The organism is Staphylococcus sp. MZ3 (assembly GCF_018622755.1).
GTDB classification, from domain to species: domain Bacteria; phylum Bacillota; class Bacilli; order Staphylococcales; family Staphylococcaceae; genus Staphylococcus; species Staphylococcus aureus.
This window is the reverse complement of the sequence record NZ_CP076026.1, coordinates 223,069-239,467: the sequence shown is the minus strand read 5'-3', so window position 1 is coordinate 239,467 and position 16,399 is coordinate 223,069. Positions and strand designations below refer to the sequence as shown.

Genomic DNA, 16,399 nt, shown 5'->3' with positions numbered 1-16,399 from the left:
GCATGACAACACAAATGAAAATCAAAACATATTTAGTTGCTGGTATTAAAGCGGCGCTCCTTGATACGACTGGTATTAAATTAGCAAGCAAATCTGAAACTACATCACATACGTATCAACATCAAGCGCTTGTAGATCAATTACATGAATTAATAGCAAACACTGACTTTAATAAATTATCGTACCTAAATTTAGATGCGTATCAAAAACGCGACATTTTAGCTGCGCACTATATTGCTAAATCAGCTATACGCACTAAAAATTTGGATCAAATGACTAAAGCGAAACATAGATTAGAAAGTATTTACGTTTCAATTTCTAACCCTTTGCATTCACAAAACAATTAATAATTCACCAATAAATCATTTAAGTATTTGTGACGCCAAATTGCCTTATAAATACTTGACAGATGTTTATAAACGAATAAAACAATCGCTCATGCCATAGGCGCAACATTAAAAAGACCTCTGAAAGTATCATCTTGATAACTTTAGAGGTCTTTGTTTATATTATTCAAACAAAATTCTTATAGAACGATCGAAGTATGTTTCGTCTTTCTTTTCTTCTTTAATCTGATCAGCTAATGCTGGGTCATCTGTGATAATACCATCAACATTGGTTTGTAAGTATTTCGTTAAATCTTCTTCGCCGTTAATAGTCCAAGTATAGACTTCTTTATTTTCCAAGTGCGCTTGATTAACAAGTCTTGGCGAATAAGAAAAATCTTCGATGACAAAGAAATCTAATGATGTTTCTTTAAAATGACCAAACTGCAACGGAATGATATAACCACACTTGAGATATGGCGCTTCTTTTTTTAATTTAGTCATCACATCATAATCCAATGACATCACACGATATTGATGTTCAACACCATGCTTTTTCAAAATATCAATAACACGTTGTGTATAATCTGCTGGTTCTTTACCATGTGGCTTTAACTCTACTAGTAGCTTCACATTTGATTGTTTAGCCGTTTCAATAAATTCGTCTAAGGATACAAGTTTTGCTTCATGTCCATTTTGACGCATTTTCAAACCGACGACATCTTTGAAATTAGATTCAGAAATGTTTTTATTAACACCTGTTAAACGTTTCAAATTGTTATCATGACTAACAACAAATTGTTTATCTTTCGTCATAATTGTATCTAACTCAACGTATTCGACATTCGCTTTTGCAGCAGCTTTCAATGACGGAATAGAATTTTCAACGCCTTTATCTTCGAAACCACGATGGCCAATAATGGAGATATTTGTATTGATAGTATTATTGTAAAGTAAGTACATGTTATAAACGATAAAACATGTCACTGCAAGCACCATTGAAATTATAAAGAACCTAGACTTCCGTTTCGGTTTTGGGTATTTAAATTCTAAGCCCGGTTGGTCTAATACATTCTCTTGTTTTAAGTGCAGTACTAACACACTGATTAATGATAATTTCGTAAATAAATAATAGAAGAACAATGCGCTTTTCAATACAACAAATAAAATTGATGAGACTAAAAACTTATCTCCTTCTTCATCTACACAAATAGCAAGATATGTTGCTCCTGAAATAATTAATGTTAAAATCGCACCAATGATGAGTTCCAATATAACTATTTCTATAACAAGTCGAAACTTATTTCGCTTCGTAATTTGCCAACTTAGTCTCATATTTTTAAATAACGACTGACGGTTTAAAATCGTTAACGGTAAAGTAAATATTAATTTAAAGTTTAATATAAATACAGCAATCATAAAGGTACCGTAAATGATTATACCTTTCGTCGTTTTCATAAGTTCTTCCGTTAAAAATTTAGGTATGTAAATATTTTTTGTTAATACTGAACTTAGTCCTAGGTTGGCAATGGGTATCATTAGCATTAAATAAATGACAAAGAAAATAACTGGTACACCTATGAGTTTACGCACATTTACAAAGGCATTTTTAAAAATGGATTTAAATGTAATAATCTGTCGATCAAAGCCGGCATAAATCATATAAACTAACAATGAAAACTCTACATAAATCAGAAAAGCAACACTTAATATGAATATAATAAGAAGTATTACACTGGCAGGATGACTAACGATTTCCTTCCAATTGTTAATCGTAAGTTGGCTTTGCCCAGCTACTTTTAACATCATATTAAATAGTAAAATTAAGTATGTACTACTAATAAAAATCATGATTAACTGCAATAGTAAGGCATTAATGCTAAAACGCCCTTTATTTTGATACAGTAATTTAAATACTGCCCATATATCTTTACTAATTCTCTTCATAATCACGCTCCGCATTGCTTTAATATTAAGTTTCATCTTAATATTTTTCATTACTCAGGGTCAATAAAAATTTGAAAAGACTCATATTCATATGCAAGTAGCAAATAATAACCCATTCAACATCAGCTAAATGATGATATTGGAACCCCACCTTTAACAAGACATCACATTCTTTATCAGCATAGCTACTTACAAAAACGTCTTCCTTCAACCATTGTAGAAGTTGTCTCATATACCTACTACGTCTTGCTAATACTCTATACTCAATTGAAAAAGAAGCATATGCCCCTTCACTCTTGAAGTTACATATGCTTTCTTTTCGGTCTGAATTGTATTTATAATTCAACGGGAATTTTCCCTTTGAAGTTAACATAACGGTAGGCTGCTTTAACAGCTTCATCATCGGGCGCTTCGACATCTTCTAATTCATATACAATGCCCAATGTTTTCCACTTATGAACACCTAACTGATGATATGGCAGAATTTCAAACTTTTCGACGTTATCAAGAGAATTAATAAATTCCCCTAGTTTAATTAAATCGTCTTTATCATCAGAATAACCAGGCACAAGGACATGTCGAATCCATACAGGTTGTTTCATATCTGACAGTTTGCGCGCGAAGTTAAGGATGTGTGTATTAGGCTTTCCTGTCAATCTAATATGTTTGTCATTATCAATATGTTTTATATCTAATAATATCAAGTCTGTATGTTTTTGTAATTCTTCAAAATGCCTTTGAAATGCTTTTGTATCATTAGCACATCCAGCCGATGTGTCTAAGCAAGTGTGCACACCATTTTCTTTTAATTCTGCAAATAATTTTTCTAAGAATGGCATTTGTAACAATGGTTCGCCACCACTGACTGTTACACCGCCACCCGATGCATCAAAGTATGGTTTGTATGGTAATATTTCATTCACCATTTCATCAACTGTGACTTCTCTTGATGGCTCACTAATTTTCCAAGTATCTGGATTGTGGCAATACAAGCATCTAAGTAAGCATCCTTGTGTAAATAATATATATCTTAATCCCGGTCCATCGACAGTACCTAAACTTTCGACAGAATGTAAGTGTCCCTTAAGCATAGTGCTCCCACCTTAAATTTTGTTACATACTTTCATGGAATGTACGAGAAATTACATCTAATTGTTGTTCACGTGTTAATTTAATGAAGTTAACAGCGTAACCAGATACACGGATTGTTAACTGTGGATATTCTTCTGGATGTTCCATTGCATCTATTAATGTTTCACGGTTAAATACGTTAATATTTAAGTGGTGACCACATTGCATTGCGTAACCATCTAACATACTAGTTAAGTTACGGTTTTGATCTTCTGGTTCTTTACCTAATGATTTTGGTACGATACTGAATGTATTTGAAATACCATCTTTACAGCAATCGTAAGGAATCTTAGCTACAGAACTTAATGAAGATAATGCACCTTTTTGGTCACGGCCATGCATTGGGTTTGCACCTGGTGCAAATGGTTCACCAGCTTTACGTCCGTCTGGTGTGTTACCAGTTTTCTTACCGTATACAACGTTTGAAGTAATTGTTAATACACTCATTGTATGTTCTGAATCACGATATGTTTTATGACTACGTAATTTAGTCATGAAGCGTTCTACTAAATCAACTGCGATATCATCTACACGGTCGTCATTGTTACCGTATTTAGGGAAGTCGCCTTCGATTTCAAAGTCTACTACAAGGCCTTCTTCGTTACGAATTGGTTTAACTTGTGCATATTTAATTGCAGATAATGAGTCAGCTGCTACTGATAAACCAGCGATACCTGTTGCCATTGTACGTACAATTTCTGTATCATGTAATGCCATTTCAATACGTTCATAGCTGTATTTATCGTGCATGTAGTGAATAACATTTAATGAGTTAATGTAAACACCTGCTAGCCAATCCATCATTTGATCAAATTTCTTGAATACTTCGTCATATTCTAATACTTCGCTGTTAATACCTTCGAAGTTTGGACCAACTTGTGCACCAGATTTTTCATCTTTACCACCATTGATAGCGTAAAGTAATGTTTTAGCTAAGTTCGCACGTGCACCGAAGAATTGCATTTGTTTACCAATTGTCATCGCTGATACACAACATGCGATACCATAGTCATCGCCATAGCTTTCACGCATAATGTCATCATTTTCATATTGGATAGAACTTGTTTTAATACTCATTTTTGCACAGTATGTTTTGAAGTTGTCAGGTAAACGTACTGACCATAATACTGTTAAGTTTGGTTCTGGTGCTGGACCTAAGTTATCTAATGAGTGTAAGAAACGGAATGAGTTTTTCGTAACAAGTGGACGTCCGTCAATACCTACACCACCGATAGATTCAGTTACCCAAGTTGGGTCTCCAGAGAATAATTCATTGTAATCAGGTGTACGAGCAAATTTAACAATACGTAATTTCATGATGAAGTGGTCAATAATTTCTTGAACTTCGCTTTCAGTAATAACGCCTGCTTTAAGGTCACGTTCAGCATAGATATCTAAGAATGTTGATGTACGACCTAAACTCATTGCTGCACCGTTTTGTTCTTTAATTGCAGCAAGGTATGCTAAGTATAACCATTGAACTGCTTCTTTGAAGTTTTCTGCTGGACGGCTTAAATCAAAACCATATTTTTGTCCAAGTTCTTTTAATTCTTTTAATGCACGATATTGTTCTGATAATTCTTCACGTAAACGAATTACATCTTCTGACATTTCTGTAGACATCGTGTTGAAGTCGTGCATTTTTTCTTCCATTAAGAAATCTACACCATATAAAGCTACACGACGATAGTCACCGATAATACGTCCACGTCCGTATGCATCAGGTAAACCAGTGATTACACCTGCTTTACGGCAGTTCAACATTTCTCTAGAATATGCATCGAATACACCTTGGTTATGTGTTTTACGATAATCTGTAAAGATTTTTTCAGTTTCTTCGTCTAATTCGTAACCGTAAGCTTCACAAGCTGCTTTCGCCATACGAATACCACCGAATGGTTGCATTGAACGTTTGAATGGCTTTTCAGTTTGTACACCTACAATTGTTTCTAAATCTTTGTCTAAATAACCAGCATCATGAGATGTGATTGTTGAAGCTACTTTCGTGTCCATATCCCACATGCCGCCACGTTCACGTTCTTCTTTCGATAACTGCATTACTTGTTCCCAAAGTTTAGAAGTTGCTTCTGTTGGTCCTGCTAAAAATGAATCATTACCTTCATAAAGAGTGTAGTTTAATTGGATAAACTCTCTTACATCTACGTGTCTGTTCCATCTTCCATTTTTAAATCCTTGCCAAGCTGTTGCATGATTTTTATTTGTTTCTAACATACTAAACGCCTCCATCTGTATAATGTTGTGAATTTGAAATGCTATGTTAACGTTTTCATAGTCATTGTAGCATGTTTGTTGTGATTTTTTTCACATAAATTATGTACAATTTTCATCAAATGTATGTCAAAAAATAGAAACTGTACTAATTTGTGTAACAGTAATATGCTAATTGCATTCTGTTACACAACAGTTATAATGTTCACTATTTTCATTGCTTTAAAAGTTAATTTAGGAGTATATATTTGTTTATAAAAAATGATTGTTGATAAGCGTTAAATCAACACTTAGAAAGATTTACTTTTATATATGAAGAGACTGGATTAAATACTTTTATTGACGTAAAAATTCACTTTTGAACCGTTCAATATCTTGCCAATTTTTATATAACAGCTACAAATAAAATATAACAGTTTGATTTTACAACCTCGGTAAGTCATCTTGACAAACAAAAATTATGTGCTATCACAACATTTGCAACGTCTTAACAAGTCATCTTTAAACATTTCTAAATATTTAACATTACTTATGCGTCATTTATTGCTAAAATTATTGTATTAAAATATACATAGAATTGATGGGATATCATGAAATCAAAAATTTATATCTTGCTATTATTTCTCATTTTTTTATCAGCATGCGCTAATACGCGTCACTCTGAATCAGATAAAAATGTATTAACAGTTTATTCTCCGTATCAATCAAACTTGATTCGTCCAATTTTAAATGAATTTGAAAAACAAGAGCATGTCAAAATTGAAATCAAACATGGATCTACTCAAGTACTGCTTTCAAACTTGCATAACGAAGATTTTTCGGAGCGTGGTGACGTCTTTATGGGTGGTGTGTTATCAGAAACAATTGATCATCCAGAAGATTTTGTTCCCTATCAAGATACATCTGTAACACAGCAATTAGAGGATTATCGCTCGAACAATAAATATGTTACTAGTTTTCTATTAATGCCAACAGTTATAGTAGTGAATTCAGATTTACAAGGAGATATTAAGATTCGAGGTTATCAAGATTTATTACAACCTATACTTAAAGGTAAAATTGCGTACTCAAATCCAAATACAACAACGACAGGCTATCAACATATGCGCGCTATTTATAGCATGCATCATCGAGTAAGTGATGTGCATCAATTCCAAAACCATGCGATGCAACTGTCAAAGACGTCTAAAGTCATTGAAGATGTTGCAAAAGGTAAATATTACGCAGGTCTAAGCTACGAACAAGATGCACGCACATGGAAAAACAAAGGTTATCCTGTATCAATCGTTTATCCAATTGAAGGAACAATGTTAAATGTTGATGGTATTGCTTTAGTTAAAAATGCACACCCTCATCCTAAGCGTAAAAAGTTAGTGCAATATTTAACAAGCCGCTCAGTACAACAACGATTAGTTGCAGAGTTCGATGCCAAGTCAATTCGAAAAGATGTTAGTGAACAAAGCGATCAGTCTATCGAAAATCTTAAGAACATACCTTTAATACCGAAATCTAAATTACCGGACATTCCGCATCATAAATTTTTGGAGATGATTCAATGACGGCATACAAACCTTATAGACATCAGTTGAGACGATCGTTATTTGCGTCTACTATTTTTCCAGTATTTTTAGTCATTATTATTGGACTAGTAAGCTTCTATGCCATCTATATTTGGATTGAGCATCGTACGATTCATCAACATGTTGATGAAAGTCAGTCATCTTTACATCACACTGAAAAGCAGATTCAGACATTTATTACACAGCATAATAATTCGTTTCAAGAGCTCGATTTAACAAATCATCATGATGTGACCGCTACAAAACGTGAATTATTAAAATTAATACACCAACAGCCCGCAACACTTTATTATGAATTATCTGGACCAAATCAGTTTATAACCAATAATTATGAACATTTAAACACTAAAAATATGTATTTATTTTCAACGCATCAGCTTAAATTCAAAAATAGTACATATATGCTTAAAATTTATATGGCTAACAGCCCACGTTTAAGTGAAATTAAGAAAGATAACCGACAATTCGCACTTATCGTTGATCAATATGACAATATTTTATACGCCAACGATGACCGTTTTACTATAGGTGAAAAGTATAGACCACAACAATTCGGATTTATGAATGAATCTGTAAAATTAAACCATGCTGACCATCGTCTCATTATTTATAAAGATATACATGAAAACATTGAAGATGGTATCACGTTGTTAATTGTTATGGCCGTAGTTCTTGTTTTACTAGTAATATTTGGTTTCATTAGCGCAGATAATATGGCTAAACGACAAACAAAAGATATCGAAACGATTATTCAAAAAATTTACTATGCCAAAAATCGTCATCTAGGTACATATACGCCTTTAAAAAACAACAGTGAACTAGAAGAAATTAATAATTATATTTACGATTTATTTGAATCAAATGAGCAACTGATCCATTCTATCGAGCATACAGAACGTCGTTTGCGTGACATTCAGTTAAAGGAAATAGAGCGCCAATTCCAACCTCATTTCCTATTCAATACGATGCAAACAATACAATATTTAATTACGTTATCTCCTAAATTAGCACAAACTGTGGTCCAACAATTATCGCAAATGTTACGTTACTCATTACGTACAAACTCACATACAGTGGAATTAAACGAAGAGTTGAACTACATTGAACAGTATGTTGCGATACAAAACATCCGTTTTGATGACATGATTAAGCTCCATATCGAAAGTTCTGAAGAAGCGCGTCACCAGACAATTGGTAAAATGATGCTTCAGCCACTCATAGAAAATGCTATTAAACATGGTAGAGATACTGAGTCATTGGACATTACTATACGCCTGACATTGGCACGTCAGAATTTACATGTTTTAGTTTGCGACAATGGTATTGGGATGTCGTCATCTCGCCTGCAATATGTACGCCAATCTCTTAATAATGATGTATTTGATACTAAGCATTTGGGATTAAATCATTTACACAATAAAGCAATGATTCAATATGGTTCAAATGCACGACTCCATATTTTTTCAAAGCGTAATCAAGGTACGTTAATTTGTTATAAAATACCACTTTCAAGGGGGAATGTAGATGTTTAAGGTAGTTATTTGTGATGATGAACGAATTATTCGAGAAGGATTAAAGCAAATCATTCCTTGGGGAGACTATCATTTCAATACAATATACACTGCTAAAGATGGTGTTGAAGCATTATCACTAATTCAACAACATCAGCCAGAATTAGTAATTACTGATATTCGTATGCCACGTAAAAATGGCGTCGATTTACTCAATGATATTGCGCATCTAGATTGTAATGTCATCATATTATCGAGTTACGATGACTTTGAATATATGAAAGCCGGCATTCAACATCATGTTCTTGATTATTTATTAAAACCAGTAGACCATGCACAATTAGAAGTTATTTTAGGAAGACTTGTCCGTACCTTATTAGAGCGACAATCACAGAACGGCCGTAGCTTAGCATCTTGTCATGATGCCTTCCAACCATTATTAAAAGTAGAATACGATGATTATTATGTAAATCAGATTGTTGATCAAATTAAGCAATCTTATCAAACGAAAGTGACTGTTTCAGATTTAATTCAACATATCGATGTTAGTGAATCGTATGCGATGCGAACATTTAAAGATCATGTTGGTATTACAATTGTCGATTATTTAAATCGCTATCGTATTTTACAATCTCTGCAATTGTTAGATCGACATTATAAGCACTATGAAATTGCAGACAAAGTAGGCTTTTCAGAGTATAAAATGTTTAGCTATCATTTTAAAAAATATTTACAAATGTCACCAAGTGATTATTGTAAGCAAGCAAAATAGATTAACAAATAACTAATGATTATGGCGCCTCCATTTTGTTCTATGAAAAAGCGGACTGATAGAGAAGTTTTCACTTTTCTTTCAGTCCGCTTTTTAGAGAGTTTAAATATAAAACAATACTCCCTACAATATTGACACCGCTATATGTCTTTATTGTAAGGAGTAAATTCATTGAGTCACCCTAAGTCGGGCAAATAAGGATACTTCATAACAGGGAATTATGATCTGCCCCGAGACATAGAGATGATATATTTGCAAGGGTAGAAGCAGTATCTTTCATCTCTTCACGCACATGCCGTCGGGGCAGGATTGCCAACTATATTGCAATAGATTGGCGATACTTTTAATCCGATTGATATTAAATTTTTAAACTTCTAATTTTCTTTTCTTCATAGAAAGCAACGATTCCTAATAGAATCATGCCTAGGAATAATGCAACATAGAAGACGATGAAAACATCTGTCCATCCACTTAATGTATATCCAAAGATGTTTAAACCGTTACGTGTTGGATCAGCAATAGCCGCCAAACCAACTTTTGCCATTGAGTCACCGAATAGATACGCGAATGAACCTGTCATTCCGTTTGCTACACTGATGGCATTTTTAGGAACAAAACCAGTCAATGATACACCAATTAATAATTGCGGACCAAAGATTAACGCACCTAATGCAAACAATGAAATGTTAACCATCATGACACTTGTAGCATTTGTGTAGAATAAGACAACAAATGTAATCATAAACATACAGCCAATAGCTACAATTGCACGACGACCTTTTAATAAGTCTGATACGTAGCCCCATAATAAACTTGCAACTAATGCACCAATTTCAAAGTAGAATATCGTATTAACTGCATCGCCTTTACTAAAGTGTAAATGCTCTGACACATATAACGGTGCCCAGTTATCAATACCGATTCGTACAATGTATACAAAGACGTTTGAAACACATAGAATCCATATAACAGGATTTCCCAGGATATATTTTTTAAAGATCTCCCATTTCGTCATACCTTGAGAATCAATATTTTCTTTATCAACCGGCTCTTCCCAAATTTCTTCAGCACGATTCCATCCTAATTCTTCTGGATCATCTTTTCCGATAAATAATGTTGCGATACCAATAAGTAATGCAATCACCGATGGGAAAATGAACATCCCTATAACATTTCCATGGAAGAATACATTAGCACCCCAAAGTGCAACACCACCTGCAATGGCACCACCGATATTATGTGATGTATTCCAGAATCCTAAGTATCGGCCACGTTTCGTTCTTGGCGCCCATCTTGAAATCGTTGAATAACTTGCAGGTCCACCAACTGATTGGAACACCCCGTTAAGTCCCCAAAGTACAATTAATAATCCCATTACAGAACCAAAGTAACTTAAAACAAATCCCATAATTAAAACTGTAATCGCAGATAAGATAAGTAAGAACGAGATAATACGTTTTGTGTTACGTCCATCGACAAAATATCCAAGTAATGTTTTCCCTAAACCGTACGTGATACTAAATGCTAATCCGATATAACCAAGTTCTAATGTAGATAATCCAATTTCCTCTTTTAAAAACGGTTGTGCCGCCTTAAAATTGTTTCGAATTAAATACATAGCCATATAAACAAAGAACACTACAAAGAAAGCTTGCATAAAGTTTCTAAGCCATAATTTACGTTGTACCGATAATGGAATGCCTTTGTTCGGAATCTTATGGATATCAAAAAAGTTCATCTCTGTCACCTCAATCATTTTCGTTAAGCCAAATATATCACGTCGGTGTAAGCGCTTAATATCCTTAAAATTATTAAATTATCCAAAATACTGAACATAAACACATACTTAGAAACATATTTATGTACTAAAATTAATAAATAGTTAATAGTATTTGACAAGTTTTATCTATAAAATACTTTATGTTGTCAAAATCAACGCTTATACATATGACATAATGACGGAGGACATCATGATTCTATCTATATTACTTATCTTTTTCTGTATCAGACTTGTCAGCTTAAAGATATCTATTAATCACTCAAAACAATTAAAAGCAGACGGTGCAGTTGAATATGGCGTTAAAAATTCGAAGTTTTTAGCAATAACACACGTTTTAATTTATGTATTGGCTGGTGTAGAGGCATTTATTAATAAAGATACATTTAGCTTTGCAAATGGTATTGGCTTAGTTATATTAATCTTTGCTTATATCATGTTATTTATGGTTATTAAAACTTTAGGTGGTATTTGGACATTAAAATTATTCATTTTACCTAACCATCCTATTATTAAATCTGGATTATATAAAATTACAAAACACCCAAATTACTTCTTAAACATCATTCCTGAATTAATCGGTGTATTATTATTAACACACGCAACATATACAACTATTTTATTAGTACCGTATGCGTATTTCTTATATGTACGTATTAAACAAGAAGAGAAATTAATGAATATTTAAAAAGATGAAAGCCTGTCATCACATTAGTCGACATCGACGTCCATCTTTAAAGTGCGTTCTGAAATATTATATTCAGAAATCTTTAAAGTATGTCGTGTCTATGACCATTGTGACAACAGGCTTTTTTTATTATCATATACCTCACTATCGTAAAGGTTATATACTCTTTTCAATGGTGAGGATTGTTACTGTGAATGGGTATGATCATCGCTAAATACTTATATAAAATACACCTTCTTTACAAACAATGACATGATTTAAGGTGTGAAATTTTTGGCAATGGCTTGGCGACATATGCATTTATTCAACACTGCCACCAGTCTTACTTCAGACAAACTTCAGACTAACCTCGAGTTCGTATTATGCCCACCACATGTCTGCTGGCTTGTCGTAAATATTAACAGATTTCAAAGTTTGACAAGCTTTTTGGAAACCTTCTTCTACTGACATAATAGGATCTTCATGTTCAATACTTAATACATAATCATATCCATTAATAATAAGTTGACTTATGATATCTGCCCATACATATGGACTATGTCCATAACCAACTGTACGGAATGTCCATGCTCTTGTCGCAACGTTACCATATGGTTGCATATCAGTTAGACCATACATATTTACATTTTCTTGATTAATATACGTATCTTTAGCATGGAAGTGATGAATTGCATTTGCTTGGCCTAATATGCGAATCGCAGCAATTGGGTCAATACCTTGCCACCATAAATGACTAGGATCTAAGTTAGCACCGATATATTCATTTGTAGCCTCACGCAACTTCAACATCGTATATGGTGTATGAACTAAAAATCCTGCATGCAACTCTATGGCAATTTTTACATCTTGCTCTTTTGCAAACTCAGCTAAATCTTGCCAATATGGTATCAACTTTTCATTCCACTGATAATCATAAATTTCAGAGTAGGCTGTTGGCCAAGGTGTAACAGGCCAATTAGGCTTTTTAGCGGTATCATCTGATCCTGCAATGCCAGAAAATGTATTAACAACTGGCACGTCTAATAGATTTGCTAAACGGATTGTTTTACGTAACGTTTCATCGGCTTCTTTCGCTTCTGTCGGATCTGGAGAAATTGGATTGTTATGACAACTGAAACCACTTATTTGTAAGCCTCTGTCTGTGATTGACTTCATAAATGCTTGGCGCTTGTCTTCATTTTCTAACAACTCATCTAACTTACAAAATTTATCTCCTGGGTTACCACCTGTTCCAACTTCAATCATATCCAATCCAGATTCTGCGACATAATCTAACATATCTTCAAAATTTTTATCGTAAAATAATACTGAAAATACACCTATTTTCATTGAAAAGCACTCCTTCTTTTTATATTGAGAATTTTGTATCATATATGATAATCGTTAAAGTTGTATACTCTTATTATCAAGATCACTACGATAAATCGCTTCTATAAGGGCATTTACATTGCGTGCTTCTTCCGGTTTCACCACAATCTCTTCTATACCTAAACACGCATTGACAAAGTTACGCGCCTGTCTCTCACCAGCAATGTCTTCGTTATGCTCAACATTAGCTTTGCTTTCAAAAATAGTTCCAAAGCGGGGCTCATATATTTCAAATGGAAATAAATTGATACCGCCATCTTCTCCTGATAAACTAACGTGTACCTTATCTTCCTTTATATTTGCAGACCACGAACATTCAAACTGCATGCTTGCTCGATTGGCAAATGTCATATAACTAGTAACATGATCATCGACATCAAATTTAGTGTGATCAAATGTTCCCCAATCATTAATTTGATTCGGTTGTTTGCTCAATTGATTATATGTTTTTCCTAGCACTTCATGCGGCACCATATCTTTACCTAATAGCCACAAAGATAAGTCTAACAAGTGGCAACCATAATCGATTAAACTACCGCCACCTTGCAACGCTTTATTGGTAAAAACGCCCCACCCAGGTACTTTACGCCTACGCATCGCTTGTACACGTGCTACTAATGGTTTACCAACAACACCTGCTTCAATTGCTTTTTTAGCAGTCATAGCGACATCTGTGTGACGATAATGATAAGCGACAGTTAATAATTTGTGATTTTTATTAGCCGCTTCAATCATGCGATCACACTCTTCCGTCGTCATTGCCATTGGCTTTTCGCATAAGACATGGACACCATGGTTCAATGCTTCTATAGAAAGATCAGCATGGAATTTATTGGGTGTACAAATGACCACCGCATCAACAAGTTTAAACAGCTCGCTAGGTGTCTCAACTGCCTGAGGTATATTAAAGCGCTTCGCAACATCAATCATCTGAACTGTATTAATATCTTGCACTGCAACTAATGAGACTGTGTCTTTGAGTTTCAGCAATGCTGGAATATGACGGTCTTGTGCAATGCCACCAACACCTATCACACCAACTTTTAATTTTGTCATGATGTGCCTCCTTACCGTATGATGTTATTCAAAGTAAATTGCTTTGCCTGATTTTGCAGACTGATAAATCGCTTCAAGAATTTTTGTAACTACCATTGCTTGTTCCGGTTTCACAACTGGTTCAGTATCATTTACAACTGCATCAATCCAAGCTTTTGCTTCTTCTTCAGCTTCATCCACTTCATTACCTTCATAAAAGTCGACGCCTTTGTTTTCCAATTCAACGTGTTTGGTATAAAGTGTACCCATGTCTTCACCATGAATACGTAGACCATCTTTCATATCAGCACCTGCTTTAGTTCCTGATAATGAACATTTTGCCTCATCCACTTCTAAAGAATTAATCGCCCAAGCGGATTCTAAAATGATCGTCGCTCCATTCTTCATTTTAATAAATCCAAACGCAGAATCTTCAACTGTAAATTCATCTGGATTCCATGAACCCCAAGCGTTTGCCGCATGATGCTGTTTATTTAATTTATGGAATGTTGAACCCATCACTGATTCTGGCTCATAATTATCCATCATCCATAACGTTAAATCTAAAGCGTGTGTACCGATATCGATTAATGGTCCTCCACCTTGAGCTTCTTCGTCTAGAAAGACACCCCATGTTGGTACTGCTCGACGACGAATGGCATGTGCCTTTCCGAAGTAAATGTCTCCTAAGTCGCCACGTTGCGCTGCTTGATGTAAAAATTGACTATCTGCTCGGAAACGATTTTGATAACCTATTGTTAATTTTTTACCTGTTGATTTAGCTGTATCTATCATTTTTTGAGCTTCTGCTGTCGTTTTAGCCATTGGTTTTTCACACATCACATGTTTACCGGCATGCAACCCTGCTACAGTAATTTCACAATGCGAGTCATTTGGCGTACAAACATGGATAACATCAATCGTGTCATCTTTTAACAATGCTTTGTAATCATCATAAACCTTTGCATTGTCAGTTCCGTATGCTTCTGCCGCACTCGCTGCTTTCGAAATGTCTACGTCACAAAATGCGATCATTTCAACATTTTCAACTTTTTGTAAACTTGGCATGTGCTTGCCATTCGCAATACCACCACACCCAATGATTCCAACTTTAATCGTCATCATAACGTCCTCCTTTTAATCTTTATCGTCATTAGTGGTTCTTTATCAATTCTGCCCCACTCCTAATTTCAAACTAACCTTTTGTCGCACCTGTTGTTAAACCTGATACTAAATAGCGTTGCAAGAACAAGAATACGATTGCTATAGGTACTGCAATCATAATTGCCCCTGCTGCAAACACTGTGAAATTATTTGCATACTTATCATTAATAAAGTTGAACAATCCAACTGCTAATGTGAATTTTTCAGGACTTCTTAATAGTATTTTAGGTAATATAAAGTCCATAAATGGCCCCATAAAATTGAACAAAGCAACAACTGCTAAAATCGGCTTAGCTAATGGAAGCATAATTTGTAAGAAAATACGCATATGCCCTGCACCATCAATTTTGGCAGATTCATCAAGTTCTTTTGGAATCGTATCGAAGTAACCTTTCACTAAAAAGGCATTCATCGGTATTGATCCACCAATATATACCAGTGTTAGTCCAAATAAAGAATCTAATAATCCAATTGTATTTAGCAAAATATAGATTGCGACCATTGCCATTAATACAGGGAACATTTGTAAAATCAAAAATGTAATCAGCCCGTATTTACGACCAACAAAGCGATATCTAGAAAAAGCATATGCTGTTAACGTGACAAATATCACACTAAACAGTGCATTTGCAGATGCTACGATAAGCGTATTTTTATACCAAGTCAGGTATTGACTACTGTCATCGAATAGTAAGAATGCATAATTTTTAAATGTTGCATTGTCTGGTATCATTTTGGCACCATACAAGTTCGTACCTGGATTAAGGGAAATGCCAAATGTCCACAGTAGTGGATATAAAATGATGACAAACATCATCGCTATAAAACCGTAAATACCGATTGCTTTTAATATGTTTTTCTTCTTTGTCAT

13 protein-coding genes are annotated in these 16,399 nt (G+C 34.3%); 5 read left to right on the top strand and 8 right to left on the bottom strand.

Going from position 1 to position 16,399, the window contains the following annotated elements; all coding sequences use genetic code 11:
• The first annotated feature begins 2 nt into the window (after positions 1–2).
• Positions 3–347: a complement inhibitor SCIN family protein gene (locus KI230_RS01010; RefSeq protein WP_000211593.1), complete on the top strand. Its 345-nt coding sequence runs from the start codon at positions 3–5 to the stop codon at positions 345–347.
• 162 nt (positions 348–509) lie between these two features.
• Here KI230_RS01010 and KI230_RS01005 read toward each other — a convergent pair whose 3' ends face one another.
• The 3 genes from KI230_RS01005 to pflB form a co-directional block, all read right to left on the bottom strand.
• Positions 510–2,273 carry a glycerophosphoryl diester phosphodiesterase membrane domain-containing protein gene (locus tag KI230_RS01005; RefSeq protein WP_045178339.1) on the bottom strand — a complete coding sequence of 588 codons (1,764 nt, stop codon included), beginning with the start codon at positions 2,271–2,273 and terminating at the stop codon, positions 510–512.
• Between the two features lie 335 nt (positions 2,274–2,608).
• Positions 2,609–3,364: a pyruvate formate-lyase-activating protein gene (gene pflA, locus KI230_RS01000; protein ID WP_031910327.1), complete on the bottom strand. Its 756-nt coding sequence runs from the start codon at positions 3,362–3,364 to the stop codon at positions 2,609–2,611.
• Between the two features lie 22 nt (positions 3,365–3,386).
• Positions 3,387–5,636: a formate C-acetyltransferase gene (pflB, locus tag KI230_RS00995; protein ID WP_000894660.1), complete on the bottom strand. Its 2,250-nt coding sequence runs from the start codon at positions 5,634–5,636 to the stop codon at positions 3,387–3,389.
• A 587-nt stretch (positions 5,637–6,223) separates the two neighbouring features.
• On the opposite strand from pflB, the gene hptA reads away from it, so the two are divergent.
• From hptA to hptR, 3 genes are read left to right on the top strand one after another with little or no spacing between them, the layout of a single operon-like run.
• The gene (gene hptA, locus KI230_RS00990; RefSeq protein WP_000837105.1) at positions 6,224–7,192 is read left to right on the top strand and encodes a hexose phosphate-binding lipoprotein HptA; all 969 of its coding nucleotides are present in this window, start codon (positions 6,224–6,226) and stop codon (positions 7,190–7,192) included.
• Entirely contained in the window at positions 7,189–8,745 is a 1,557-nt protein-coding gene (gene hptS, locus KI230_RS00985) for a hexose phosphate transport sensor histidine kinase HptS (protein WP_045178310.1), read from the top strand. Before hptA ends, hptS begins: the two co-directional genes overlap by 4 nt.
• Positions 8,738–9,496 (top strand): response regulator transcription factor HptR, encoded by a 759-nt coding sequence (gene hptR / locus KI230_RS00980; protein ID WP_023914547.1) that lies wholly within the window; start codon positions 8,738–8,740, stop codon positions 9,494–9,496. Before hptS ends, hptR begins: the two co-directional genes overlap by 8 nt.
• Before the next feature lie 358 nt (positions 9,497–9,854).
• On the opposite strand, the gene uhpT is transcribed toward hptR, so the two are convergent.
• Entirely contained in the window at positions 9,855–11,234 is a 1,380-nt protein-coding gene (gene uhpT / locus KI230_RS00975) for a hexose-6-phosphate:phosphate antiporter UhpT (RefSeq protein WP_001008722.1), read from the bottom strand.
• A 232-nt stretch (positions 11,235–11,466) separates the two neighbouring features.
• On the opposite strand from uhpT, the gene KI230_RS00970 reads away from it, so the two are divergent.
• A complete protein-coding gene (locus KI230_RS00970; RefSeq protein ID WP_000603755.1) occupies positions 11,467–11,961 on the top strand; it encodes an isoprenylcysteine carboxyl methyltransferase family protein in 495 nt (164 codons plus the stop codon).
• Positions 11,962–12,321: 360 nt separating this feature from the next.
• Here the strand turns inward: KI230_RS00970 and KI230_RS00965 are convergent, their stop codons facing one another.
• From KI230_RS00965 to KI230_RS00950, 4 genes are all read right to left on the bottom strand, one after another.
• Complete coding sequence (locus tag KI230_RS00965; RefSeq protein WP_000690411.1) at positions 12,322–13,290, bottom strand: sugar phosphate isomerase/epimerase family protein; 969 nt, start codon at positions 13,288–13,290, stop codon at positions 12,322–12,324.
• 54 nt (positions 13,291–13,344) lie between these two features.
• Positions 13,345–14,385: a Gfo/Idh/MocA family protein gene (locus KI230_RS00960; protein ID WP_000163820.1), complete on the bottom strand. Its 1,041-nt coding sequence runs from the start codon at positions 14,383–14,385 to the stop codon at positions 13,345–13,347.
• Between the two features lie 24 nt (positions 14,386–14,409).
• Positions 14,410–15,486 carry a Gfo/Idh/MocA family protein gene (locus KI230_RS00955; protein WP_000153466.1) on the bottom strand — a complete coding sequence of 359 codons (1,077 nt, stop codon included), beginning with the start codon at positions 15,484–15,486 and terminating at the stop codon, positions 14,410–14,412.
• Positions 15,487–15,559: 73 nt separating this feature from the next.
• Entirely contained in the window at positions 15,560–16,399 is an 840-nt protein-coding gene (locus tag KI230_RS00950) for a sugar ABC transporter permease (protein WP_017804596.1), read from the bottom strand.